This is a genomic window from Bradyrhizobium elkanii WSM2783 (genome assembly GCF_000472865.1).
In the GTDB taxonomy this organism is placed as follows: Bacteria; Pseudomonadota; Alphaproteobacteria; order Rhizobiales; family Xanthobacteraceae; genus Bradyrhizobium; species Bradyrhizobium elkanii_A.
The window spans coordinates 13,194-37,143 of the sequence record NZ_AXAP01000062.1 but is presented as its reverse complement, the minus strand read 5'-3'; the positions used below and the strand labels follow the sequence as shown (position 1 = coordinate 37,143).

Annotated in this window: 25 protein-coding genes; 16 read left to right on the top strand and 9 right to left on the bottom strand. The window is 60.4% G+C overall.

Going from position 1 to position 23,950, the window contains the following annotated elements:
• The first annotated feature begins 15 nt into the window (after positions 1–15).
• The 9 genes from YY7_RS0135745 (at position 16) to YY7_RS0135705 (ending at position 8,395) form a co-directional block, all read left to right on the top strand.
• A complete protein-coding gene (locus YY7_RS0135745) occupies positions 16–384 on the top strand; it encodes a TrbC/VirB2 family protein (RefSeq protein WP_349642699.1) in 369 nt (122 codons plus the stop codon).
• The gene (locus YY7_RS0135740) at positions 384–641 is read left to right on the top strand and encodes a VirB3 family type IV secretion system protein (protein ID WP_028167385.1); all 258 of its coding nucleotides are present in this window, start codon (positions 384–386) and stop codon (positions 639–641) included. Before YY7_RS0135745 ends, YY7_RS0135740 begins: the two co-directional genes overlap by 1 nt.
• A complete protein-coding gene (trbE, locus tag YY7_RS0135735) occupies positions 635–3,202 on the top strand; it encodes a conjugal transfer protein TrbE (protein ID WP_028167384.1) in 2,568 nt (855 codons plus the stop codon). Before YY7_RS0135740 ends, trbE begins: the two co-directional genes overlap by 7 nt.
• Positions 3,203–3,280: 78 nt before the next feature.
• Positions 3,281–3,982: a P-type conjugative transfer protein TrbJ gene (gene trbJ, locus YY7_RS53865; protein WP_035691769.1), complete on the top strand. Its 702-nt coding sequence runs from the start codon at positions 3,281–3,283 to the stop codon at positions 3,980–3,982.
• Positions 3,983–3,993: 11 nt separating this feature from the next.
• A complete protein-coding gene (trbL, locus tag YY7_RS0135725) occupies positions 3,994–5,157 on the top strand; it encodes a P-type conjugative transfer protein TrbL (RefSeq protein WP_028167383.1) in 1,164 nt (387 codons plus the stop codon).
• 3 nt (positions 5,158–5,160) lie between these two features.
• Entirely contained in the window at positions 5,161–5,865 is a 705-nt protein-coding gene (trbF, locus tag YY7_RS0135720; protein WP_028167382.1) for a conjugal transfer protein TrbF, read from the top strand.
• Positions 5,862–6,887 (top strand): P-type conjugative transfer protein TrbG, encoded by a 1,026-nt coding sequence (gene trbG, locus YY7_RS0135715; RefSeq protein ID WP_028167381.1) that lies wholly within the window; start codon positions 5,862–5,864, stop codon positions 6,885–6,887. The genes trbF and trbG overlap by 4 nt, the downstream gene beginning before the upstream one ends.
• A complete protein-coding gene (locus YY7_RS0135710; RefSeq protein WP_028167380.1) occupies positions 6,884–8,158 on the top strand; it encodes a TrbI/VirB10 family protein in 1,275 nt (424 codons plus the stop codon). The genes trbG and YY7_RS0135710 overlap by 4 nt, the downstream gene beginning before the upstream one ends.
• Before the next feature lie 3 nt (positions 8,159–8,161).
• Complete coding sequence (locus YY7_RS0135705) at positions 8,162–8,395, top strand: DUF2274 domain-containing protein (RefSeq protein ID WP_028167379.1); 234 nt, start codon at positions 8,162–8,164, stop codon at positions 8,393–8,395.
• A gap of 7 nt (positions 8,396–8,402) precedes the next feature.
• Here YY7_RS0135705 and YY7_RS0135700 read toward each other — a convergent pair whose 3' ends face one another.
• A complete protein-coding gene (locus YY7_RS0135700; protein WP_155255450.1) occupies positions 8,403–8,777 on the bottom strand; it encodes a hypothetical protein in 375 nt (124 codons plus the stop codon).
• A gap of 107 nt (positions 8,778–8,884) precedes the next feature.
• Here YY7_RS0135700 and YY7_RS58905 point away from each other — a divergent pair, with 107 nt between their 5' ends.
• From YY7_RS58905 to YY7_RS0135685, 4 genes are all read left to right on the top strand, one after another.
• Positions 8,885–9,124 (top strand): helix-turn-helix domain-containing protein, encoded by a 240-nt coding sequence (locus tag YY7_RS58905; RefSeq protein WP_080663996.1) that lies wholly within the window; start codon positions 8,885–8,887, stop codon positions 9,122–9,124.
• Positions 9,125–9,534: 410 nt separating this feature from the next.
• Positions 9,535–10,128, top strand: coding sequence for a hypothetical protein (locus tag YY7_RS0135695; RefSeq protein ID WP_155255449.1), 594 nt, complete (start codon positions 9,535–9,537; stop codon positions 10,126–10,128).
• 58 nt (positions 10,129–10,186) lie between these two features.
• Complete coding sequence (locus YY7_RS0135690; protein ID WP_028167376.1) at positions 10,187–11,047, top strand: hypothetical protein; 861 nt, start codon at positions 10,187–10,189, stop codon at positions 11,045–11,047.
• Between the two features lie 152 nt (positions 11,048–11,199).
• Entirely contained in the window at positions 11,200–12,528 is a 1,329-nt protein-coding gene (locus tag YY7_RS0135685; protein WP_028167375.1) for a hypothetical protein, read from the top strand.
• Here YY7_RS0135685 and YY7_RS62215 read toward each other — a convergent pair.
• Entirely contained in the window at positions 12,525–12,722 is a 198-nt protein-coding gene (locus YY7_RS62215; protein WP_433994548.1) for a zincin-like metallopeptidase domain-containing protein, read from the bottom strand. The two genes, YY7_RS0135685 and YY7_RS62215, sit on opposite strands and share 4 nt — an antisense overlap.
• Before the next feature lie 141 nt (positions 12,723–12,863).
• Between YY7_RS62215 and YY7_RS0135675 the strand changes: the two genes are divergently transcribed.
• The 3 genes from YY7_RS0135675 to YY7_RS0135665 all read left to right on the top strand — a co-directional run bounded on the left by YY7_RS0135675 (position 12,864) and on the right by YY7_RS0135665 (position 17,778).
• The gene (locus YY7_RS0135675; protein ID WP_028167374.1) at positions 12,864–13,886 is read left to right on the top strand and encodes a hypothetical protein; all 1,023 of its coding nucleotides are present in this window, start codon (positions 12,864–12,866) and stop codon (positions 13,884–13,886) included.
• A gap of 83 nt (positions 13,887–13,969) precedes the next feature.
• Complete coding sequence (locus YY7_RS0135670) at positions 13,970–15,622, top strand: hypothetical protein (protein ID WP_028167373.1); 1,653 nt, start codon at positions 13,970–13,972, stop codon at positions 15,620–15,622.
• Between the two features lie 146 nt (positions 15,623–15,768).
• Complete coding sequence (locus YY7_RS0135665) at positions 15,769–17,778, top strand: hypothetical protein (RefSeq protein WP_028167372.1); 2,010 nt, start codon at positions 15,769–15,771, stop codon at positions 17,776–17,778.
• Between the two features lie 24 nt (positions 17,779–17,802).
• Here the strand turns inward: YY7_RS0135665 and YY7_RS0135660 are convergent, their stop codons facing one another.
• The 7 genes from YY7_RS0135660 to YY7_RS0135630 all read right to left on the bottom strand — a co-directional run bounded on the left by YY7_RS0135660 (position 17,803) and on the right by YY7_RS0135630 (position 23,893).
• The gene (locus YY7_RS0135660) at positions 17,803–19,239 is read right to left on the bottom strand and encodes a DUF2971 domain-containing protein (RefSeq protein WP_028167371.1); all 1,437 of its coding nucleotides are present in this window, start codon (positions 19,237–19,239) and stop codon (positions 17,803–17,805) included.
• A gap of 46 nt (positions 19,240–19,285) precedes the next feature.
• Positions 19,286–19,831 carry a hypothetical protein gene (locus tag YY7_RS56990; protein ID WP_051397098.1) on the bottom strand — a complete coding sequence of 182 codons (546 nt, stop codon included), beginning with the start codon at positions 19,829–19,831 and terminating at the stop codon, positions 19,286–19,288.
• A gap of 130 nt (positions 19,832–19,961) precedes the next feature.
• Entirely contained in the window at positions 19,962–20,573 is a 612-nt protein-coding gene (locus tag YY7_RS0135650) for an AAA family ATPase (RefSeq protein WP_028167370.1), read from the bottom strand.
• Complete coding sequence (locus YY7_RS53850) at positions 20,570–21,073, bottom strand: ASCH domain-containing protein (RefSeq protein ID WP_155255448.1); 504 nt, start codon at positions 21,071–21,073, stop codon at positions 20,570–20,572. Before YY7_RS53850 ends, YY7_RS0135650 begins: the two co-directional genes overlap by 4 nt.
• Entirely contained in the window at positions 21,016–22,353 is a 1,338-nt protein-coding gene (locus YY7_RS0135640) for a hypothetical protein (protein WP_028167369.1), read from the bottom strand. Before YY7_RS0135640 ends, YY7_RS53850 begins: the two co-directional genes overlap by 58 nt.
• Positions 22,350–23,381 carry a radical SAM protein gene (locus tag YY7_RS0135635; protein ID WP_028167368.1) on the bottom strand — a complete coding sequence of 344 codons (1,032 nt, stop codon included), beginning with the start codon at positions 23,379–23,381 and terminating at the stop codon, positions 22,350–22,352. The genes YY7_RS0135640 and YY7_RS0135635 overlap by 4 nt, the downstream gene beginning before the upstream one ends.
• A complete protein-coding gene (locus YY7_RS0135630; protein ID WP_245287523.1) occupies positions 23,378–23,893 on the bottom strand; it encodes a DUF4186 family protein in 516 nt (171 codons plus the stop codon). The genes YY7_RS0135635 and YY7_RS0135630 overlap by 4 nt, the downstream gene beginning before the upstream one ends.
• Between the last annotated feature and the right edge of the window lie 57 nt (positions 23,894–23,950).

Here is a 23,950-nt window from a genome sequence, read left to right as displayed (position 1 = left end):
TCAAGGAGACTGCAAATGTCCATTCGACTGCGTCTAAACGTGCGTTCGCGCCTGGGCGGCTTCTGCTCGGTTAGCAGATTGTCCTTGGCCACACTCGGCTTGGCCTCGGCTTACGTGCTCCTCGGCGTCACGGCAGCGCACGCCGCGGGTTCAGGCATGCCATGGGAAGCGCCGCTCGAGCGCGTCCTGGAATCCGTGCAGGGACCCGTCGCCAAGATCGTCGCCGTCATCATCATCACAGTGACCGGCATATCTCTGGCTTTCGGAGACACCTCCGGCGGATTCCGCAAGATGGTCCAGGTCGTATTTGGCCTGTCGATCGCCTTCGCTGCGAGCTCGTTCTTCCTATCGTTCTTCTCGTTCGGTGGCGGAGCACTGATCTGATGCGTCCCGATGGTTTTGAGCTCGTGCTCCACCGCTCGTTGACCGAACTCATCCTGATCGGCGGCGCGCCGCGCGCGGCCGCCATCCTGATCGGCACCCTCTCGGCCGTGCTGGCGCTCGGCCTGCGCCTTTGGTTCGCAGGCCTCATCTTCTGGGTCATCGGCCACAGCGCGGCCGTGTGGCTTGCCAAACGCGATCCGGCGTTCGTCGAGGTCGCCATCCGTCACACCAAGCACAAAGGCCGGCTCGCATGCTGAACTTGAGAGAATTCCGCGGAAACGCCTATCGGTTGGCTGATTGGCTGCCTTGGGCATGCCTGGTCGCGCCAGGCGTCATCCTCAACAAGGACGGCAGCTTCCAACGGACGATACGCTACCGCGGGCCGGACCTTGACAGTGCGACCGAGGCCGAGCTGATGAGCGTCGTATCTCGCGTTAACAACGTTCTGAAGCGCTTTGGCTCAGGTTGGGCGCTCTTCTTTGATGCCACGCGCATCCCAACTGGCGAATATCCGCGGTCGGAATTTCCAGATCCGGTGTCGTGGCTGGTGGATGAGGAGCGACGGGCCGGCTTCGAAGGTCCCGCCGGGGTGGCGTGGGAGGATCCGTCACGCCCCGGCGGGCAGCACTTCGAAAGTGTGCTGCATCTGACGTTGATGTATTTGCCGCCGGCCGAAACGGTCTCGCGCCTCGAAGGTCTGTTTCTGGAGCGCCCCAAGGCAAGGAATCGTGCGGAGCGAAAAGGACGACTCATTCGGCGCGTTCCATCGGCAAAAACCTCCCTGCAAGGGGACACCGACGGTGAGATTGATGAGCAACAGCGGTTTGCCAGCGACGAGAAGGGCTATCGCGATCATCTCCAGAGGTTCATCCAGGAAACCGATCGGGCGATCGATCTGCTCTCGTCAGTCTTGCCCGAGATCTGGCCTCTCAGCGATGCCGAGGCGCTCACTTATCTTCATAGCTGCATCTCGACCAAGCGCCATCCGGTCGGCGTTCCCAAGATCCCGGCCTATCTCGATTGTTTCCTGAGCGATGAGCCCCTGACTGGGGGATTGTCGCCGGCGATCGGGCGGAGCCATCTGCGCGCGTTGACCGTGCTTGGGTTTCCGCACGTCACATTTCCAGGCTTGCTCGATGAACTGAATCGGCTCGGCGTTGCCTATCGCTGGGCGACCCGGTTCATTCCGCTGGACCGTACGCAGGCAAACGCAACTCTGTCGCGCTACCGGCGGCAGTGGTTTGCCAAGCGGAAGTCGCTCGGAGCGATCCTCAAGGAAGTCATGTTCAACGAGCAGGCGGCGCTGCTCGATACCGATGCCAGCAACAAGGCAATTGATGCCGACGCGGCGCTCTCCGAGCTCGGCGACGATCTGGTTGCCTTCGGCTATATCACCACGACCGTTACCGTAAGCGACGAGGACTCTCATCAGGCTGACGAAAAGATCCGCGCGGTCGAGCGGGTGATCAATAGCCGGGGCTTCACGGTCATCCGCGAAAGCGTCAACGCCGTGGAAGCCTGGCTCGGCGGTCTGCCCGGCCAAGCCTATGCCAACATCCGCCAGCCGATCGTTCACACCCTGAATCTCGCCCATATGTGCCCTTTGTCGGCAGTATGGGCCGGACCGGAGCGATGCGAGCACCTTGATGGACCGCCGCTTCTGATCGCCAAGACCAAGGGGGCAACCCCGTTCCGGTTGTCGCTCCACGCCGGCGATGTCGGGCACACCATCATTGTCGGTCCTACGGGAGCCGGCAAGTCGGTGCTGCTTTCGATGCTCGCGCTGCAGTTCCGTCGATATCCGAATGCGCAGTTGATCACGTTTGACAAAGGCCGATCGGCACGGGTTACCACGCTCGCATTGTCCGGGTCCTGGTACGAGCTAGGCGCCAAAGGGGGCATTGCCTTTCAGCCGCTCAAGGATGTCGCGGAAGAAGGAGCGAAAGTCTGGGCACTCGACTGGCTTTGTGGCGTGCTCGCCCACGAGCGCGTGACCGTGACCCCCGACGTCAAGGAGACGCTCTGGTCGGCGCTAAGAAGTCTCGGGTCTGCGCCCGTGTCGCAGCGGACAATGACCGGCCTCGTCGCGCTGCTGGCCCGCGACGCGCTGCGGCAGGCACTGCAGCCCTACACGCTGGAAGGACCCTACGGCCGCTTCCTGGACGCAGACGCCGACCGTCTTTCCGGTGCCGACGTGCTCACCTTCGAGATGGAGGAACTCATGGCGTTGCCAGGGCTGGTGGCGCCGGTCCTGACCTATCTGTTCCACGGCCTTGAGGACCGCTTCGACGGCCGGCCCACGCTGCTGGTGCTCGATGAGGCCTGGGTGTTCCTGGACGATCCGCTGTTCGCGAGCCGCATTCGCGAATGGCTGAAGACGCTGCGCAAGAAGAACGTCTCTGTCATTTTCGCGACCCAGTCACTGGCCGATATCGCCGACAGCCAGATTGCCCCTGCGATCATCGAATCCTGCCCAAGCCGCATCTTCCTTCCGAACCCCAGAGCGCTGGAGCCGACCCAGACCGAGACCTATCGCCGGTTCGGCCTGAATGACACGCAAATTCGCCTGATCGCGGAAGCTTTCCCGAAGCGCGACTACTATTTGCAGTCCCGCGCCGGAAACCGCTTGTTTGAGCTCGGCCTCGGCCCGGTGGCACTCGCGCTCGTCGCGGCGTCCTCGCCTGAGGATCAACGGACCGTCGATGCGGTCTTGTCCCGCTCGGGCCCCCATCACTTTGCCAAGCGCTTTCTCGACGAGCGAGGCCTGCACTGGGCCGCGAACCTGATCAGCACCTTCGAACAGGCCCAGAAGGCCTGACCTCAATCTCAATTCCCGGAGTCTTCCATGCTCGAAAGTGTCGGCCGCACGTTCTTGGGTACAACTTCAAGAGTTATCATGACAACGATGCTATCGATCGTCATCGCCGTGAATGGTTCGCGACGGCTTGGCGCGTTTGATATTGTATTCGATCCGACCAATTACAGTCAGAATCTCCTGACTGCCGCACGAGCGCTTGATCAGATCAACAATCAGATCAGGAGCCTCGAGAACCAGGCGCAATCGCTGCGCAATCAGACAAAGAATCTCGCCGCCCTCCCGACGAGCGTCGTCGGCCAGCTCACGTCGACGATCAATCAGATGAACACCCTGATTGGTCAGGCCAAGAACATCTCCTTCGATGTGCAGAGAACCCAACAGGATTTCGAGCGGCTGTACCCTCGCCAATATGCGGCAGCCGTTTCGTCCGACAAGATGGTTCAGGACGCCACCTCGCGCTGGGACAACAGCTACGATGGACTGAAGCAGTCGCTCACGCTTCAGTCGGCCATCGTTGGCACGTTGGACCAGGACGGCGAGACTCTTCGAACGCTGATGGCAAATTCGTCCGCTGCGGTCGGCTCGCTACAGGCCCAACAGTCTGGCAACGAACTGCTCGCGCTGCAGATCAAGCAATCGTTGCAGACCCAGGCTCTCATGGCGACACAAGCGCGTGGGGACACGTTGCGTGCAGCCGAACAGCAGGCATCGTCCGCCGCCGCGAAGGAGCGTTTCAATCGCTTCATCGGCGATGGCCATGCCTACACCGCCGGCAAGTAGGTGAGGGCGCCATGGCTGATCTCTCCGTCATTGACCGGTTCACGGACACCTTCTCGCGCTACATCGACTCCGGATTTGGTCTTCTGTCCGGCGACGTCTCATTCTTGAGCTCAACGTTGATCGGCATCGACCTGACGCTGGCGGGGCTTGCCTGGAGCATACGGGCGGACGACCACATCATGGTCACACTCGCCAAGAAGGTGCTTTATGTCGGTGCTTTCGCGTTCATTATCGGCAACTTCAAGAGCCTTGCCGATATTGTGTTCGCATCATCCTCCAGCATCGGTCTGAAGGCGTCCGGCGGGAGCTTGAGCGCGGCCGACCTGGCGCGGCCAGGCTTTGTCGCTTCCGCCGGGTTCACGGCCGCCCATCCGCTTCTGGAGGAGACCGGCCAATTCTCGGGCTTCGACGTGCTGACCAACCTGCCGACGATCCTGATCCTGCTGTCCTGCTGGATCCTGATCGTGCTCGCGTTCTTCATCCTTTCGGTGCAGCTCTTTGTCACGCTGATCGAGTTCAAACTGACGACGCTTGCAAGCTTCATCCTCGTGCCGTTCGCCCTGTGGGGTAAGACCGCATTCCTCGCGGAAAAGACGCTCGGCAATGTGGTCGCCTCGGGAGTGAAGGTGATGGTTCTTGCGATCATCATCGGCATCGGTTCGACCATCTTCGGGCAGCTTGCAAGCACGCTGACCCGGCCGGTCGATATCGTCTCGGCCATGAGCTTGTTGCTGGCGGCCCTTTCGCTGTTTGGCCTTGGCATCTTCGGCCCAGGAATCGCGGCCGGATTGGTCTCGGGTGCGCCCCAGCTCGGCGCCGGTGCCGCAGCCGGAACGGTGGCGGGTGCGGCGGCTGTCGTGATCGGCGGCGGAGCGGCGGCTGCGGGAGGCTTACGCCTTGCCGCAGGCGGTTCAATGACTGCGGTTCGCTCCGCAGCATCGCTTAGCGGCGCGTCTTCTGCCGCCGGCGCATCAGCTCGGGCCTCAACTGTGGATCAGCTAGCGAGCGCGGGCACGGCCGGCGCAGCGAGCGGAGCACCTGCGTCAGGTGCCGGGCGTGCGGCGGGTCCGTCAGGACGCGGACACGCTAGGGAAGCGGCCCAACTCGCAGCCCACACCCTGAAAGAGGGAGACAAAGGTGGGCATTCGTCAGGCCCGAAGCTGGGGGAGGAGTAGGACATGGCTGGTCACCCCTTTCAACGTGTGTCCGTCCGCTATGGCGAGACGCCAGAGCCGGTCACGCCCTACCAGAAGGCAGCCCAGGTCTGGGACGAGCGGCTCGGATCGGCCCGTGTTCAGGCCAGCAACTGGCGGCTGGCAGCGCTGGCAGCAATCGGTCTGTCCAGCGTCCTCGGATTGACGATCTTTACCCAGATCGCTCGCTCGGGTGTCGTTCCCTACGTGGTCGAGGTCGATCGGCTCGGTGAAGTCCGAGCAGTCGGGCCGGCGCTCGAGGCCTACCAGCCGTCCGACGCGCAGATCGCGCATTTCCTTGCGCGGTTCATCGAGAACGTCCGCTCGCTGTCGATAGATCCTGTCATCGTCCGGGCGAACTGGCTGCATGCCTATGACTTCGTCACCGACCGGGGCGCGCAAGCCTTGAACGACTACGCGCGCGAAGCCGATCCGTTCACGAAGATCGGCTCCAAGACGGTGACCACTGAGGTCACGTCCGTGGTGCGTGCGTCCGGCGACAGCTTCGAGATCCGCTGGAAAGAAAACACCTACGAGAATGGCGCGGTCGCGAAGACCGAGCGCTTCACAGGTCTCGTCACCACCGTTCTCAAGCCGCCCGCAGACGCCGAAACGCTGCGGAAGAACCCCCTCGGGCTCTACGTCCATTCCCTCAACTGGTCGCGCGACCTCATCGGAGACGCCAAATGAATTCCAAAGCCCTCACCAAGCTCGCGTCGGCCAGCGTCCTTGCCTTGTCGATTGGGCTTGCCGGATGTGCCACCAAGCTCAATCTCGAAGCGCCCTATGATGAGATGACATTTGAGAAGGCGCTTCCAGAGAGCGATCCGCCGGCGCCGGTGCAAGTCGTCGAAACGCCCAAGGTCCTACCGTTGCCGGGCCAATTGAAGCCGCTTCCGACGAAGGGTGCCAAGGAAGAAAAACTGCCGCCGGAGCAGGCGATCGCGAAGGCGAACAAGGCGGCGCGGATGGAACCCACGCGCGCCGGGTATATCAACGCCATTCAAGTGTATCCCTGGACGGAGGGCGCGCTCTATCGGCTCTATGCCAGTCCGGAGAAGGTTTCGACGATCGCGCTTCAACCGGGTGAGGAACTGATCGACGTCTCCACCGGGGATACGGTTCGCTGGGTCGTCGGCGATACGTCGAGCGGTCAGGGGAGTTCGCGGCGCGTGCACATCCTGGTCAAGCCGACGCTGCCGGATATTCAGACGAACCTTGTGGTGCTTACCGATCGGCGCGCCTATCACCTCGAGCTCGTCTCGACCAAGCAGACCTACATGGCGTCCATCTCATGGACGTATCCGACGGATACGCTTGTCGCGCTCCACAAGCAGAACGTCGCTGCCCAGGAAGGCGAGGAGCGGATCGCCGATCGCGGCGTGCGGCTCGACAGTTTGAATTTCCGCTATCGCATTGAAGGCGACGATCCGCCATGGAGGCCGGTGCGCGCGTTCGACGACGGCCGCAAGGTCTATATCCAGATGCCGTCCGGCCTGTCGCAAGGCGAAGCGCCGCCTTTGTTCGTCGCCGGCGCCGATGGCCGGCCGAACCTCGTCAACTACCGGGTCCGCGGTTCCTACTACATTGTCGATCGAATGTTCGGCGCCGCTGAGCTTCGTCTTGGCGAAGATCCGCAGCGCGTCGTCCGGATCATCCGCATCGACGCGCGCCCGGTGTCTCAGATCTTCAGCACTGGGAGCGCTTCATGACGAGCTTGGATCCGGGTCCCGAGCCACTGGAGCTGCGGGCGCGGCCACGGCCCGTGCGGCGTCTCAACAGGCGCGCTCTCATGATCGGCTGCGCTGTTGCGGCGCTGTTTGTTGGCGGAGCGATACTCATTGCGTTCCGACCGCACTCCTTCAAGCAGTCGGAGCGGACGGAGCTTTACAATACCGACCGCAAGCAGACCGCCGAGGGGCTGAGCAAGCTGCCAAAGTCCTATGAGGAGTTGCCGCCATCGACGCCGCGGCTTGGACCGCCGTCGCCTGGGGACATTGGCAGGGCCTTTGCCGTAAACGAGAAGAAGGCCGGCACGGCAGCGGACACGAGCTTCCGGAACAATCCGGAGGAAGACGCCGAACGGGCTGAGCGTATCCGACAGACGCGGATCGCTCAGCAGGCAAAGGAGTCGGGCTTGTTCTTTCGGCTGTCGGAGAAGCAGGACAAGCGCAAGCAGGCAAGCACCACCGAAACGCCGGCTGCTGCTCCATCCGCATTCCGGCCTTCAACGCCTGATACAGACCCCTCTGCTGCGGAACTCGCAAAGACGGCGCAGGCGATGATCGACCGATCCAGCGAGATCATTCCCTCGTCGCAAGCGCGAAAGCTTGCGTTTGTGGGCGCGAAAGCCGACACGGAAACCACCAATTCCCATGCGCTCAAACCGGCGCCATCCACCTATGCGGTAATGGCGGGATCGATCATCCCGGCGAGCCTCGTCACGGGCCTGAATTCGGATCTGCCTGGGACCACCATCGGCCAGGTCACCGAGAACGTCTACGACACGGTAACCGGCGAGCATCTCCTGATCCCCCAGGGGACAAGGATCGTGGGCAAGTACGATAGTGTCGTCGCCTTTGGCCAGAAGCGGGCGCTGGTCGTCTGGAGCCGGCTTATCCTCCCGAATGGCAACTCAATCGTGATCGAGAACCTTCCGGCCACAGACGTTGCGGGCTATGCCGGGCTCGAGGACCAGGTGGACTTCCATACCTGGCAGTTGCTCAAGGGTGTGGCCCTGGCGACCTTGATCGGGGTGGGGACTCAGCTATCGATCGGAAACGACGAGAGCGACCTCGTAAAAGCTCTGCGGGAAAGCACGCAGCAAACAACGAATCGTGCGGGACAGCGCCTTGTGGAGCGCGAACTCGACGTGCAGCCGACGATTACGGTGCGGCCCGGATGGCCGCTGCGGGTGATTGTTTCGAAGGATCTGGTGCTGAAGCCATATCAAGACGTTCAGACCGCGGCGCAAGGCAGGTGAGGGATGAAGCTTGCGAAGTTGCCCGATCGGACGCCGGTCAAGATGACAATTGTGCTCACGCCTTCCCTGGCGCAGCGGCTTCGTGAGTACGCTGTTTTTTATGCAGAGACCTACGGCAGCAAGGAAGAAGTAGCAGAGCTGATACCGTTCATGCTTGAGGCGTTTCTCGAGGGCGATGCAGATTTTCGAAAGTCCAGAAAGGTCGCAGCGGTTGGCCCGACGGCTGCTTCATCCTGACAAAGCTCTACAATGTTGCGTGCTGGAGGAGGGCGATCGAACGTCGTACTGCGTCGACGGACTTTTGGAGCCGCGCTAGGAGGGCTTGAAGATCCTGTTCGGTGACCTCTTCCATGTGCAGGTTATCGCTGCTTAAGAACGCTTCTACCAGCCGGTCGATCGACGTTGTGTTCTTCGCAAGAGAGCACCCTGACAGTGTGCCAGTTGCGCTCGAAGCAATCTCCCCGTCACTCGACAAAGCGATCTCTACCGAAACACTGGCGAAAATCGCTCGTTCGACCGCTTCGGATGGGATCTCGACTAAAGTAATTACCTGTCCCGATGACGCGTCGCGGTACCCGAGCTTCGAGGTAACACCGCCATATTCGACGAAGGGCCTCAAGTGCGGCTCCACTACATAGCTTTCTCTATTCCCCCAAGGTCAATGATTGCACATTTTATGACTCATAGTCTATGGGCTAAAGGACTGGTTTCTTTTGCTTTCCCTGCATGCGATTGCAGGATCGAGTCGGCCTCAACATTCAGGAATTGCGTCGGGCAAGAAAACTCAGCCAAGAGGAGCTCGCCGACAGGTCTCAGGTCCATCAAACGTATCTGAGCGGTGTCGAAACGGGGAAGAGGAACCCCTCTCTGTTGGTGCTGGAGCGAATAGCTGAGGCCTTAGGAGTGGACCCGGAGGAGCTTCTTCGTCGGAGACGACGAAGGCCGGGGGGAGCCGTTAACTCCTAGTCGGTGCCGGCGACGCTCGCCCTATCCACGAGGGGCCCGTGCGCTGATGCTTGCGGCGAGGGAGGCTTGGGTCTGGAGCCCGGTCCTGCAGACCCGTCAGCGGAAAGGCTGCCCCGACCATTCGGCTTGCATCTATCCGCATGGATGTCGATAATTTGCCCGATGTCTCACCGCAAATCTGCTCCCCGCCGGCTGCAAACCAAGACGCGTCGTCCTCTGTCGCAGAAAACGGCGACAGCAATCTTGAAGCAGTCGCTTCGACGTTGTTGCCTTTGTTTCGGCCCTAGAGGCGACCGCAACGAACGCAAGGGGCAGATCGCGCATCTCAATCAGGATCCCTCCGACAACCGGCCTGTCAATCTCGTTTTCCTCTGTCTCGACCACCACGATGAATACGACCGCCCACACGCTTGGCGAAGGGCCTTACCTCGGGAGAAGTGCTTGCGTACCGCAAGCGGCTCTATCAGGCGGTGGCCAAGGGCGAGATTCTGGGCGGGGAGCGCCTCGATCCAGCGGCTGTCGCGGCGGCGATCGGAAGCGATGCTAGCGCCAAGTCCCGCAAACGCGAGGCCTGGCGGTTTCCGCTATGGCAGGTCGAAAACCAGATGGAGCTCTTTGCCTATCGGGCGGCCCATGACGGCGTGTGCTACATCGAGCAGATCCTGTTGCCCGATGGCCGGGCTGCCGTGGTCTGCGCGCCAGCGCCGGGCAATCCCGGCATGAGCATCACCAATGCAGTGGAAACGATAGCGGCCCAGGTCTGGGCGCGTTTCGATATCGGCCCCGAAACCCTGGTGTGGCTTGAGCACTGGACCACCCCGAAGCCGCAATGGCACCGCGTTCTCTTCCATCCCAAGGCAGGCGGCACGCCTTTCGCAGAACCGGAGTGGCTGGAAATGACCGCCACCATGTGGCGCGGGTTGTGGTTGAAGCCGAAGGGGCGGCTTCGGTATGACGGGTTTGGGGTGCCGACCCTGTTGACGAAGGGATTTTCCCGGCGGTGACGGCCGACCACCCCTGACGCGCTTGTGTTGCTGCTCCCTGTTCCTATGTGATGGCGGCATGGCCCGCCTGATCATCCCCACCGCACCCGAGGAGCTTGCGCCTTCCGAGCCGCCACAGCCTTTCACGCCGGAATACTTGAGCAAGCTCAGTGAGGAAGAGAGGAAATCGCCCGAGATGCAGGAGTTCGGGCGGCGGATGAACAACAGCGGCGCGGCCTATGTCACCTGGTTCGTGTGGCGCTATCAGTCAAAAGTGCTGGAAACACCATTTTTGCCTCGGCAGGGATCCATGTTCTTCCTCGATTGTGGGCGGGGGCCTTTCGCGGTCACCGCCGGGCACGTGTTCGAGCAATTCGTTGAGGACCATCGGACGCAGCGCATCCGAAGCTGCCAGACCGGCAATATCGGCTTCAACCCTGAGGAGCGGCTGATCGCCCACGGCAAGGATCTCGGGCTCGACATCGCAACCTTTCGGGTCACGCCCGAGGAGATCGCGGCGACAGGCAAGAAGATCGTGCAGGGCAGCGACGGAGCATGGCCGCTGCCGCCGAATCCGCCGAAAGAAGGCGTGTTCTTTGGCGGCTTTCCAGGCTGCGAACGCGATGCGGTGGGACCGCATGTGATGGTGTTCGGCCTTCACAGCGCCATAACGCCCCTTACTAGCTTCACGGACCACCAGCTCTGCTGTCAGCTCGAGCGCGAGTACTGGATCGATGTTCGCGGAGTGGGATTACCGCCGGATGGCTATGACCTCGGCGGCATCTCGGGCGGGCCGATGCTTGCACCGGTCTTCATCGATGGCGCCTGGGGCTGGCGTCTGGTGGGCGTGATCTCGGAGGCAGTGAGCGTCGAGGGCTTCGAGCGGGTCACGGCGGTGCGCGCGCATTTCATCTTGCCGGATGGACGGCTTTCGCGCTGAGGGAGCTACGCTCCCGCAGTGCACAATTGCAGCAAGAAATATCGATAGATTGGTTTCGGGCAGGGCAATTCTGGATCGTGTGCATGCCTTCGCCAAAGTTTAGAGTTTATGTAGATACGTCTCAGGATAGAATTTCGTTTCAGGACATAACTATGCTCAATGCGCTCTTCGGTCTTAAGAAAACCGACCTCACGTCAAACCTCAACAAGGCTTTCGCCAATTACCACGTCCAGCAGATTAAGGCTCAGCGTGCGCGCTTCTTGAGCTGGATTGAGCTCGATGTAATGGATGGGATCGAGGCGCTCGTTTCGATCGATGGCAATTCGCCCGCAGTCCCGGCGTACAAGCGGATGATGGAGTTATTCCAGGATGCAGGGCTTGGCGACTCGCCAGCCCTCCAGGCCGAGTTGCAGCAGCGCTATAAGGAGGCCGAAGCGATTGCCTTTCCGGCGAGTATCGCCTTCGCTGCTCACGCACAGGCGCTATCATCCTGGACGAGAAATTTTAGCTTGGTGCAGATCGACTCCATGCGCTTGCGTGCGCTGGATCTTGCCGCCCATCGTGACCTCACCCTCAAATCCTATGTGAGCAAGATCTGCGACCGGATCGGGGACGCGGTGAACGCGCCTAACACCCGCGCTTATGCGCAGGTGTTCGAACTCTACAGCGAAGCGCTGGTATTCGAATTTCTCCGCTCGAAAATCAAAACTGCGCGGATCGACGAAATCAAAGGTGTGCAGACGCCGGATTTCCACTGCGAGCTTGAAAGTGGAAAGCAGTTCTTTGTGGAAGTGAAGTCGCTGGATGTCGTCGATGGCGACCTGCGACAGGATGCCATGTCGGTCGATGCGATCGATCAGGCGGTGGACCTTCACGAGCAGCTTGCCTCGGGGAAATCGATTGCGACGAGCGAGGGCGAAATCGCTCCCTACAAGAAGGCTGGGGAGACCTCGACTTACGATCCGCGTTCCCTGATCCGCGTCATCGACATCTTGCGTGAGAAGATGGTCAAGGCCTTTAAATCCGGTGGTCAATTCGCAAAGGGGCCGACCTTCGGTCTTGCGGTGGTGGATCGGCTGGGGCTCGTCGCCGGCAGGCAAGACCTTATGCCATACTACGCCGATAAGGATATGCCCGAAGCCTGCGGCAGCGGGGTTTTGTGGCATGCAGCGTACGGAAGGCCGGGAACGCCGATCTTTCGCCGGCCCGACTTTGAGGGCGCTCCGAACCTCGAAGGACATCTCGCTACGCACGGTGTGCTCGTCGATGTCGGACGCCCTTTCGCCGGTGTTGGGCTGATTGCACTAGAGAGAAAGGAGGGCGATTATGCTTGGGGGCTTCAACATAAACATGCCCCGCAGGGAGACTGGCAGACAGATGACACAACCGAAGCGCTCGCAGCGATTTGCGGAGGCGTCAACGATGAGGCTAATGCCTTGATCGGCTGGAACATGCCCGAGGGCTCCGATACAGCGAGCTAAGGAGCCCGCTGTAAGCCAAGGAGATAATCCGCCGCCCGCTGACCATGCGCCGCTGCCGTAAAGGTCGCACGATTATCGCGCTTCAGAACGGCCAGCCGATGATCGATATAGGAAGCATGGTCGGACCGCAGCTCCGGCATCAGCCCAAGCCCGACACAAAGGAATGCCGCGCCAAGTCGGCACAGTTTCTCCACGTGAATCCAAGCTTCAGGTTAGCTTCTGGGCCTTAGGATCAGCGCCGAGGGGAGTGTTGCTGTTCTTGCGGCGTTGTTGATCTACTTTACGGTGCTGGTGAGTTATCGCTTCTGGGCGACCGACAGGACAGGTAATGGCGCATGAGTGATCGTGATTCCCTGAATTGGCTCGCTGAAGGCGATAAATACGCATTGCTTGGCCTGAGCCTCAAAAGCGACGAGGCGGGATTTACGGATGAGGCAATCTCACCGGAATTGACAGTGCTAACGCGCGCGGCCTTCAAGATGCCCGCTCACTGGCGCGAGTGGCTGGGATCGATCCGGGCGGAGGAAGTTGAGGACTGCGACGTTTTCATCCTGAGCAAGCTCCGTTCGCGGCAACCGGGCGTGCTCGATGGCGAAGACCAGATGCTTCAACAGCGGCTCTGGCAATTCTATCGCGGGCTTTTGCTGTGCAGTCCTTTCGCGACAGCGGACAATCCTGTGATTATAACCGGCTCCCGCCAAGAGAGCGAGATTGGTGTTAGGCAAACGCGGGACCTAGAAGCCTCAGTGCCGAATGATTTTCGGCCTTATCCGGAGGTATCGCAGGCCGATCTGCGGTCGGCTGCCGGTCTTGCCGTGCAATTGGCCAAGCTCAACACGATGGCCAAGGGAGACACTCACTGGCGGCTGTTTCGCGTTCTGTGCCTCTATGTTCAGACCCGCACGGAGCGCGATTTGTTGGATCGTCTTCACCAATATGCGCGTTGCATCGATGGGCTTGTTCTCTCACGCCCGGGCCAGGGCAGAGCCGATTTCAAGAGCCGATCCAGACTCTTCATCGGGTCCGATCACGACGACATGATGGGCGAAATCTATAGCGACCGCAGTACCGTCGAACATTTGCATGAGGACCGGCTCCTTGAGCCTTTCGACCGCGAGAAACGGCTCGGAATTCTCAAGAAGGAGGCAGTGATCGAGTATGTGGCGCGGGAGGCGCTTAGACGGATTATCGCTGACGATCGCCTTTGGCCGCATTTTGCCAACCGGGCGGGCCTCGAGAAATTCTGGGCGCTGCCACCCGAGCAGCGGCGCGGGATTTGGGGGGCGCCTATCGACCCGCTTGCGGCGCTGGCCGAGTTCGATCCCAAATACATTCATGACGGCCACCTCGGAAAATAGCCCTTGCAAAGCGTTGTGGAGACCTCTCCTTGACATTCCGCATGCTGTTTGACGCCCGGTGGTGCTTTTCTTAACCTCAACCCATGTTTGAAATCACACGCGACGATATCGCGGCCCTGAATGATGAGGATTTGCGGACCCTGATCGGCCTTCTTTGCGAGGCCGTGCTGCGGCGTGCAAACCTGCCTCTGTCAGCCGTGACCTATGGGGGTGACCAAAACGCGAAGGATGGCGGGCTCGATGTGCGTGTATCCCTTCCGGCCGGGACGGTGATCGAGGGCTTTATCCCATGTGCGGCGACCGGATTTCAGGTGAAGAAGCCGGATATGCCGCCCGCGGAAATCCCGAAGGAGATGAAACCAAAGGGGAGCGTGCGACCGGTGATCGAAGCGCTGGCAGCGGCCTCCGGCGCCTACATCATCGTCAGCTCGACCGGATCGACTGCGGACTCGGCTCTGACCAAACGGCGCGCGGCCATGGCGGAAGCCGTGAGCGGCGTGGCTAATGCAGGCAATCTCCATCTCGATTTCTATGACCGAAGCCGCATCGCGACCTGGGTCCGCGAACACGCGGGGACGATCTTGTGGGTCCGCTCCCGGATCGGAAAATCCGTTCCGGGCTGGCAGGCGTTTGGCTCCTGGTCGCACATGCCCGCTGGCGCGGACAAGACTTATCTTCTGGACGAGGCGGCCCGCATCAAGACGGGGCGCAAGGATGATGGCGAGGGCCTGTCGGCGGTCGAGGGGATCGATCGCATCCGCGAGAAGCTTCGCAAACCTGGCCAAGTTGTGCGGCTGGTGGGCCTCTCGGGTGTCGGCAAGACCCGTCTCGTCGAAGCTCTATTCGATCCTGCGATCGGGGCCAACGCGCTCGATCCCTCACTCGCCGTTTACGCCGATGCGGCGGATGAGCTTGATCCGCCGCCAAAGGGAATGGCATCTGATCTCGTTGCAAGCGAGACGCGCGCGATCCTCGTTATAGACAACTGCCCACCGGAGATACACAAGCAAGTGGCCCAGATCGCGCAAACGTCGGGCGCCGCCATCAGTGTAATTTCCATCGAGTACGATATCCAGGACGAGGCGCCGGAAGGCACGGATGTCTTTTCGCTGGAAACGTCTTCGCTCCCGCTGATCGAGAAGCTGGTTAGGGCGCGATTTTCTGAGGTCTCGCAGGTCGATGCGCGGACGATTGCCGAGTTCTCAGGCGGCAACGCGCGGATCGCGCTTGCGTTAGCTGGCACCGTCAAGAAGAGCGAGACGGTCGCCAATCTCTCCAATACCGAATTGTTCACGCGCCTCTTCCAGCAGCGCCAGGGGCAAGATGCCGGCCTGTTGCAAATCGCCGAAGTTTGCTCCCTAGTCTATTCCTTCCAAGGGGAGGCGTTGACGGGGGAGAATGCCGAGTTGCCGGTGCTTGGCGGGTTGATCGGAAGATCGGCGCAGGAAGTGTATACGGCGGCGGCCGAGTTAAAGCGGCGCGATCTCTTGCAGCAACGCCGCGAATGGCGCGCGGTTCTTCCCCACGCCATTGCCAACCGCCTGGCCGCACGGGCGCTGCAGAATATCCCCTATGCCGTGATCGAAACCGCCGTCGTGAACGGGCCATCATCACGGCTACTGAGTTCGTTCTCTCGCCGCCTCGGCTACCTTGCCGGTAGCAAGGAGGCACAAGCGATCGTCGGGGAGTGGCTGGCGCCCGGGGGGGATGCTCTCCGATGTGCTGCCACTCAATGATACCGGGCAAGCGATATTTGAGAATGTTGCGCCCGTTCTGCCCGAGGCGACGCTTTCTGCGCTTGAGAACGTTTTCGCACGCGCAGGTGAGGACACGCTGCTGCGCGGAGGGCGATACATCCGGCTCATACGATCGCTGGCTTACGATGCGAACCTATTCGATCGCGCTGCTACGCAAGTTTGGCGAGGTGCGGCAGGCCCGACGTATCGATGGAGAGGCGCAAAGGGCGTTCGCTTCCCTCTTCTACATCGTGTTTTCAGGGACCCGCGCTCCTCTGGCTATGCGGCTGAACGTGCTGGATGGGTTCCTCACGTCCGATGATGCCCTCGATCAGCATCTTGGGATTCAGGCGTTGGAAGCCATGCTGGAAACGGACAATTTCAGGCCGTTTTCGGGTTTTGAGTTCGGTACCCGCTCGCGCGACTACGGCTATCAACCCAAGAATGGCCGGGAAGTTGGCGATTGGTTTGAAGAGGTCCTGAAGATCACCGAGCGGTTTGCGCTCGGCAATTTGCCAGTGAGCGAGCGCGTGCGCCGGGTGTTTGCCCGGCAATTTCGTGGCTTGTGGCGGGATGGTGGGCGGCTGGACGTGCTGGAGCGGCTTGCGCAGGCACTCGCCGCTGGCGGCTTCTGGCCGGATAGCTGGATCGCCGTACGTCAGGCGCGGCAATATGATGGCGAGCGGTTAGAGCCGGAATCATTGCGACGGCTTGAGGCGCTGGAAGAGTTCCTGCGCCCTAAGGATCTGGTCAACCGCGTGCGCGGGATCGTCCTAAGAACTCGCGACGGGCGTAGCCTTGACTATACCGATACGGGCTCCGGAGATACCGAGGAGCTTGAGGAGGATGCTGCGAAGGCCCTGGCCCGGGCTCAAGCATCCGTCGAGAAACTCGGTCGGGATGTCGTTGTCGATGCCAGCGCATTTGCGACCCTGTTGCCTGAGCTGATTGGGGGTGGAGGAAGGCTAAGCGAATTCGGACGCGGGCTAGCGCTGGGAGCGGAAGATGCACGGGCCACATGGCAAGCCCTCGTTGCTCAGGTGAGCTCCACCGATCGCCCGAACATCCATGTGCTGCACGGGTTTCTCAGAGGCCTGCGCGAGCGGAACGCGGACTTGGTTGAAGCGTTGCTTGATGCGGCGCTGGAAGGCGAAGTGCTTGCCGAATGGTTGCCGGAGCTTCAGACGAGTTTTCCGATCAACGAAGCCGGTGTTGCGCGCCTGCGGAAAGCGCTGGACCTTGGCCGTGCACCGATCGATCGCTTTGGTAGTCTGTCCGGTGGCGATGTTTGCGCCCTTATTCCAGGGCCGCAGTTCCGCGACTTAATCTCCGCGATTCGTGTGAAGCCCGGGGGTAGCCCCGTCGCGCTCGATATTCTTTACATGCGCCTACATTCGAACACCCACGCGGGTGAGCCGCTCTTACCGGAGATGGCCGAGGCGGGGCGCACCTTGCTCGCGCAACATAAATTCGTGCCCCGATCGCACCAGGCAGAGAACGACGATCACATGCTGGGAGACATTGCGCGAAGATGTCTGGTCGGAATGGAAGGGGCTCCTGTTGCGCAGAAGATTTGGCGCGATCTGAAGGCAGCCCTTCACGCCTCCGAACTCTATTCGTGGGAGCATGATGAACTTGTACAGGCTCTTTTCGTGGTTCAGCCGGAGGCCATGCTCGATGTGTTGACGGAGGGCGACGATGATGATCGAAAGGCGAGCATCAAGATCATAGATGAGATTACGCAGCAGCGGCAGAATCCGCTCAATTCCATTGCGGACGATACGCTGCTGGCGTGGTGTGAGGTCGATTCCGTTACCCGCTATCCGTTCGCGGCTGCGATAGCTCCTTTATTTGAGAGCGGTGCCGACAAGACCCCCAAGGAGTGGCGGTCGCTGGTCAAGGCGCTGCTGGAGAAAGCACCGGAACCGGTCTCGGTCTTTCGTGGGATTGCGCATCATCTCTGGCCGATGAGTATCGAGGGTTCCATTGCGTCGGCGTTCGAGGCGCGGCTTCATCTGTTGGACAAGTTAGAAATCGGTTCCGATCCCGCGCTGTTGGCAGTTTTCCGCGAGACGCGGGTCGCGCTGGCCGAAGATGTTGAGAAATGGCGCCGCTCCGAATTGAGGGAAGACCGCGGGAGTGGACGTTTTGAATGATGGCTACCGCAGGAAACCGGTGTATCACTCCGTGAATTTCAATGAGGTCAATTCGGCATGCTCAATGGTGCCGGTCGACCGTGCGTAATAAGCCTGATAAAACTTGAAGTCCTTTCGCCCCACCTTGCGGCACTTCTTCTCGATAATCTTGCAGATTTCGAGCTTTTCCTTCATCGGAGTTTTCATCCCGAAGATTATCGCGTCGAGGTCTTCGAACCGATAGGCCAGCTTGCGTGCCGGCACTTCACGAAAGTCCCAATGCTGGTTATCGATGACGAGCCGGTACTCCTCCTCGTATTGCCAATCCTTCAGTTTGCGTGTGATCGCGTGATAGAAGGAATCCCAATAACGCGCGAGCCATGCCTCGTCTGCACGGAAGATATCGTCGCCGCAGGGACTTCGGTTTCCCGCACCGTCGGAGTACCAGTGCCGCCTAAGGACGGGAATGGGAAAGCGGCCGAGCGAGCGGAAGAAATCGACGGGAAGATGCTGGCTTTCGTAGGTGATCTCCCGAAACTCCAGCGGTCGGAAATCATACAAGATGCCTTCAGCATTGATGGCGTAAGGCTGCCGCAGGGGCAGAACGGGTTTGCCACCAAGCTCTGAGACGCGAAACTTCAAACAGACGGCGGTGTGATTGATGGCATAGTTGCCCCAAACGGACGAGTTCCGGCAATCGCGCATGAAGCAGGCCGTATACCATTCCGGATAGACGAGCGTTTCGACCCGCTGTGCGAATTCATCGGGGAAGGTCAGAAAGACAAAGTTTCGATTGGATTGCTCAAAGTCGATGGTCCCGTTGTAGTAGTGGATGAAGTCGAGTTGGGAGACCAGCTGCCGGCGTGCGATGTAGAACGCATCGACTTGATGCTCCGTAAACGGGTGCTGTTTCTCTACCTCCTGGAACTTGACGATGGATTGCGTCGTGAGGGAGATCGCTTGCCTGAACTTCGTGGCAAGTGCGGCGGAGTCCGGGCTCTCGGGCTGAAGGCCCTTGCGGCTATAGGCCTCCCGTATCAGATGAAGAGCGAGCATGTGAACGCTGCGGAGGTGTGCGGCAAGCTCGTCGCGGCGAATCGGATGGACGCGTGCGGCGAGCGCGTCGATTAGGGCTGCAACGCAAGGCTCCACGAAAAACGCTTCAACGACTTCCTCTTCCAGCGTCTTGTGCGGCGCTCCATCGTTGATGTTCCCGTGATTGAAGACGGGAATATGCTCCCATCCAAGGGGGTGCTGTTCGCCACAGAGCAAAAGCTGACCGAAAGCGTTGTCGAGGCAAAGAATATAATGCCGAAAAAAGCTCCTCCAGACGATCGCATCACCTTTCCAGAAGATGTCCCGAAAACCCTCCATCGGGTCGTTTAGCTGTTCGGGCTTCGCAAAGTAGATTTCCTGGTTCTCGAGTTCTCCCTTTTCGAGCAGCCAATACAGCGGTCGAAAACGATACAAATGTTCGATCACAAATCGCGTCCCTGCGCCGAGTGAATGAGCACGAGAGGTGGTTAGCCTACTTTTTCTCGATGAGGCTGATGGTATAATTGGTCTGCTCAATGGTGTCGAACAGGCTCAATCCTGACTTCTTCAGCAAGAGCTTGAAGACGTCGTCCATGTCCTTGTAGGCGTCCATAATCGGCTGGTGGGTGAGCGCCTTTTGCCAGTTTGCTCTGAGGTTATTGATGATCTCTTCCTGGTCGGGCGTAGCGCACACGACCTTGTTGTAGCAAATCTCTGCCGGCTTTCCGTGGGCGAGGGCGTCCCGCAGGTTCTTCATTGCCCGGAAAGAGCTTAACGGCCGCGTCTCCCAGATAACCGGGAGCTTGAACGTGGTAAAGACCGTGGCAACTTTGCTCTCAATCGGCTCGCGCTCGACGAACCCCTTCACGCACTTCATGCCGAAAAAGTTGATGTGCGCCTCGTTTGTGAAGGCGATCGACACGGCGCAAGCGAGGTAGTCAAAGGCGATACCGTCTCGCTGACCGTCCTCGATTTTCTTTTTCGATCTGTCGTTTGAACCAGTAAGCCGAATTGGCAAGATGATTGTGAAGATAGACATCAGCCTTGCCGTCGACTTTCTTCTCAAGCGTCTTATCCATCTTCTTGCCTCTCTTTTTCCCGCCAAGCCGCTCAACCGACTTCGGTGCAAAGCGTAGTCCAAGCGTTCAAATCTGCGGGCAGCGGCTTGCTTATGTGCCGTCGTCGCGTTCGCGGGCCCTAGTCTTGGATGTCGAGTTCGAGCGACGATTGCGTATCACAAAGCGCTGCTGCCAGCTGCGGACCAATTCGACGCAGTCAGCCACGACCCGATCGAATGGTTGGCTCGCGTCAATAACGGCGTCAGCACGTTTTGGGAGCGCGTCTTGCAATTCGGTCTCGACCTGATGGGTGGATTCTCGCACGAAATCTTGGGCATCGTCCCTGGATTGAACTCGGTCGTTGCGCGTAGTCTCGGGGGCGCCGAGATACAATAGGCGGGCTTCGGATGGCTTGGCCACCGCTGCAAGTAGCTCAAATATCTCGACATGCCGGATGCCGTCGATCACAAAGTTGTCGCCAGCTTGAAAACCGCCGGCAGCAAGTACGTCGCGGCAGAATGCCGCTGAATCGTCCTCGACCCGCTTCTGACCAAAGTCCTGCAATGCTTTGCGGTCGTTTGGATCACCGCCCAGACGAGCGATCTCGCTCCGCAGGTAATCGCCAAAGCTAGTCCGTCCGCAGCCCAGTGCTGCGGCAACCGCTGTGCTGACAGAGGACTTGCCGCTGCCAATTTGGCCTGAAAAACAGAGCAACAAACTCATGCAAAACTAAATGTCATCTGACGCGATCGCAGGGACACCCAGCCCCGCCGGTCACGTTTATCACAGCTTACCGGCGCGATTGAAGTGGGTGCATCGAGTTCAATCAAGGTTGCATAAAGAGCGTCGGCACGAGAGGACCAAAATTCATCATCGGCCCGGACGCCCGCGCCAAAGCGATTTCGGATGTGGTCAAGCGGTTCGTGGCCGAGGTCATAGGACCAGATACGACGCGCGAGCGCTAGGCCGCAGATCGGCCCAGCCACCTCCTTAAGGAGAATAATGTCGCCGTCGTAGATCTCGCCGTAAGGCGCGCACCGATTGCGACTGAAGCGGGACTCGATTGTCTTCTCGCCGGAGAGGACCATTGAAAGGAACGGCTCGGCAAAGATTGCAAGATGGATGCCGATCCAGCTCGTCGGCCGGGCTGCGTCTGAGAGATAGGTCAGCCAGAAATCGTGGCCGTCGACCTGCTTGAGTAGTTCGTTGAGCTCCACCTCCAAGCCACACTCCGTTCCGTCGCAACTGTCGGCACTTTGCCCTCTTCTTGCGCCTCGATCGCTGCGAGGGCCCGCAGCTCGGCCGCGACTCGCTCCAGCGTCTTACGCTCGCGAATTGTGCTCCAGAGCCGAGGTTGAACACCAGATCCTATCGCTTCGCCAGCGCACGAAATCGCCGCCTCAAGCACAAGCTGTGGATTGCCTGTGTGAAAGATGCGATTTCCGGAAGTCCAGACGTTGGCCAGTCGACGGCGGGGATCGCGGCGGCTTACGGTTGGCAAGATATCGCCGTCGACCAACGATGTCAGGCTTGCCTCGTCAGAGTTCGCCTCGTCAGCTCTTCTTATGAACAGTCGCATGCGGCCGATGCCAACTTCGTTCCATTCACGACGGCGGACCGAAGACGCAGGCGGCGGCCTTGTGGGTGCGCACGTCTTTCTGAACACCACAAGGTCGCCGCGACGCCACTGCGGCGGCGGATAGATGCCGGCGGCTGCCAGAGCGTTGCGCTCGAAGAAGGGTGTTTCATACCCGATAGCCAGCGGTGAATGGTCTATCACGGCGAGTCCGAGCCGTCGGGCGAAGCCAATGGTGGTATGCCTATCGGCCTCCGCACTCGGCCGCGCGCCGTTGGGCGCTAGGCTGATCAGCACGACGCCTCCGGGGCGGCACGCGTGCGCAGCGGCCGAAAGCATGGGACGTACGAAATCAAGATACCAGGGTGGATCGAGAAGGACCGCGTCGGCGCTCTCACGGGGTAGACCGCCGCTGCAGAACGCGATGGCCAGCGGAGATCCAGTGGCACGATTGAGGGCGAGGACACGATCAGTGATGTCATTGCCCTCGGCGAGGAAGGCTAGGCGCCGGCCGATAGGTAAGGTCAGCGCCTCGACGGCAAGGCCCGGCGTTCCGAACAGGAGCAGGTCTCCTTTAGCGGGCGTCAAGTCGGCGGCGCGATTGAGCAGCGAACGTGCAGCGTCAGGCGTGAACCGCCATTCGTAGTCCAACGGGTGCGGAAGCGGTAACAGAGATCGACCCTCGGCCACCGCAGCTGCAGCGGTGACGGATGCCTCTCGGCGGATTGAGGCCGCAACGGCAGGGTCAATTGCCTTGTCGTCTACTAGCCGATCGACCGACGCCAAGGCCTCGGTTGGATAAACGCTAGGTAGTCCCCGCAAGAGCGCTGCAAAGCTGGTCGCGCCATCCGTGATCGCTGACTTGGTAGCGATATCGATCCGTGCAGCAAATGCAGCCTGCGACAAGGAGCGGCGTGAAGCGATCATGCCGGCCTCGTAAGAAGCGGCACGTCACAGATTGGCAACGCACGCAGGTCTGGAGGAAAGCGGCGCTCAAGCTCGCTGGTCCAGGCTGCTATAGCTTCCTCCTGGACGACGAGGCTTCTCTCACGAGCATCATCACGGGCAAGACGCTGTTCGACCGGCGTGAACACCTGGATCCGCAAGGGAACTACGCGGAGCGGATAGTGTGGATCAATTGTCTGCAGGCGGTCGATCAAGTCGGCGACGCCGTGAGCGACGCCATCATCGTGCGGGGACGTCAACGTCACATATCCGTAGACGTCTAGCCCCAGTTCAAGCACCCGCTGAAGCACCTCGAATTGGTGGTCGTAATCCCGAGGCGCGGCGCCTGTGTTGAAAGCGAATGAGCGCCCGTCGAAGCCCTTGATGCAGCAAACGCGACCATAGTTGCGGTAGCGACGCAGCAGCGCGAGGTCGTCAGGCGGCAGAGCGTCGAACAGATAGGTGGTGCTAAGGTTGTCGTCGGTCCAGAGATAGGTCGTTTTAGCAAGGCCAGCATCGGCGAGCGCTCGCATCATCCAAGGCGTCCATTCGGGCACCAGGTCCGGCGACCCTCCCGAGAGGTCGATGATCCGAGGGCCGTCCGGGATTTGACGATATAGGTCGACCAGTTCCGCTGCCGTGAACCACGCTGAGCGATTGAGATCGGCCTTCAGTAACTCCTCCGGAACGAAACAGTACCAGCAGCGCCATGCACAGGCAGCGTTCTGAAACACTAGCGCGGTCATCATGTCCGGAACCGGCGCGATACCTAGCGCGCGGCAGGCCGGCGCAAGCGGGAGCGGATTTGCTGGCCAGCCCTTGGCCGTCGCCAACCGGAAATGGCGAACCCGGCCGTAGCCGTTGCAGTTGGCCGGAAGCGTGAGGTCAGCCTCCTGGCCCGAGCCGGCGAGGCGAGAGATCAAGACGCGGCCGCCTTCGACGTCGATCGCCCGTTCGCGTAGTCGCGCGGCGAATCGCCTGGTATCGATTGGCTTGACCGCGCTTGTCACGGATGTGGTCCCTCCGGTTCGGGCGGCAAGCCGCGGGGGCGGGGAGGCACCTTCGTCGGCTCATCCGCTAGATCGGGCAGTTTCTCATCGAGGAAGAGGTCAACAAGGGTGGCGCAATAATCGAATTCCGCGGTCGTCAGTGGTCGGCCTTTCGGAATGTTATGCCAATACTGAAGGCATGTCCGGCAGCATGTCGCGGTCGCGTGCTGCGCGTAATAGATCGCATTGCCTTCGAGGGGGGTCTGGCGACCGTCGCGAGGTGGCTCGGCGACCGCCAGATATTTTCCGAGGCGGTCGCGAGCGGCGCCCTTCAGCGCGATGCGTCCCTTTCGCTGGGCATGGCGCATTGCTTGTTCGTCAACGGGACGGTGGAAAAAGTGATGACGTATCAGCTCATGCTGAAGCGCTTCGAAGGTGTGCGCTGCGTCGCCTTTGTCGCGGCGGTGCAGGCGCTTCCAATCGACTAGATCTGCCCCGCACGCTCGGCATTTGCCGCGCTGGTCCGGCGGCATCTTCTTTAGTTGCTTGAAGCAGTGCAGGTCATTATCGCAATCGGTCGACGTGCACGT

Bases quoted from the DNA above. Each gene is read 5' to 3' on its own strand.
- YY7_RS0135745 (WP_349642699.1), top strand. From the start codon at position 16: ATGTCCATTCGACTGCGTCTAAACGTGCGTTCGCGCCTGGGCGGCTTC.
- YY7_RS0135740 (WP_028167385.1), top strand. From the start codon at position 384: ATGCGTCCCGATGGTTTTGAGCTCGTGCTCCACCGCTCGTTGACCGAA.
- trbE (WP_028167384.1), top strand. From the start codon at position 635: ATGCTGAACTTGAGAGAATTCCGCGGAAACGCCTATCGGTTGGCTGAT.
- trbJ (WP_035691769.1), top strand. From the start codon at position 3,281: ATGACAACGATGCTATCGATCGTCATCGCCGTGAATGGTTCGCGACGG.
- trbL (WP_028167383.1), top strand. From the start codon at position 3,994: ATGGCTGATCTCTCCGTCATTGACCGGTTCACGGACACCTTCTCGCGC.
- trbF (WP_028167382.1), top strand. From the start codon at position 5,161: ATGGCTGGTCACCCCTTTCAACGTGTGTCCGTCCGCTATGGCGAGACG.
- trbG (WP_028167381.1), top strand. From the start codon at position 5,862: ATGAATTCCAAAGCCCTCACCAAGCTCGCGTCGGCCAGCGTCCTTGCC.
- YY7_RS0135710 (WP_028167380.1), top strand. From the start codon at position 6,884: ATGACGAGCTTGGATCCGGGTCCCGAGCCACTGGAGCTGCGGGCGCGG.
- YY7_RS0135705 (WP_028167379.1), top strand. From the start codon at position 8,162: ATGAAGCTTGCGAAGTTGCCCGATCGGACGCCGGTCAAGATGACAATT.
- YY7_RS58905 (WP_080663996.1), top strand. From the start codon at position 8,885: ATGCGATTGCAGGATCGAGTCGGCCTCAACATTCAGGAATTGCGTCGG.
- YY7_RS0135690 (WP_028167376.1), top strand. From the start codon at position 10,187: ATGGCCCGCCTGATCATCCCCACCGCACCCGAGGAGCTTGCGCCTTCC.
- YY7_RS0135685 (WP_028167375.1), top strand. From the start codon at position 11,200: ATGCTCAATGCGCTCTTCGGTCTTAAGAAAACCGACCTCACGTCAAAC.
- YY7_RS0135675 (WP_028167374.1), top strand. From the start codon at position 12,864: ATGAGTGATCGTGATTCCCTGAATTGGCTCGCTGAAGGCGATAAATAC.
- YY7_RS0135670 (WP_028167373.1), top strand. From the start codon at position 13,970: ATGTTTGAAATCACACGCGACGATATCGCGGCCCTGAATGATGAGGAT.
- YY7_RS0135665 (WP_028167372.1), top strand. From the start codon at position 15,769: ATGCGAACCTATTCGATCGCGCTGCTACGCAAGTTTGGCGAGGTGCGG.
- YY7_RS56990 (WP_051397098.1), bottom strand. From the start codon at position 19,831: ATGTCTATCTTCACAATCATCTTGCCAATTCGGCTTACTGGTTCAAAC.
- YY7_RS0135650 (WP_028167370.1), bottom strand. From the start codon at position 20,573: ATGAGTTTGTTGCTCTGTTTTTCAGGCCAAATTGGCAGCGGCAAGTCC.
- YY7_RS0135640 (WP_028167369.1), bottom strand. From the start codon at position 22,353: ATGATCGCTTCACGCCGCTCCTTGTCGCAGGCTGCATTTGCTGCACGG.
- YY7_RS0135630 (WP_245287523.1), bottom strand. From the start codon at position 23,893: ATGCCGCCGGACCAGCGCGGCAAATGCCGAGCGTGCGGGGCAGATCTA.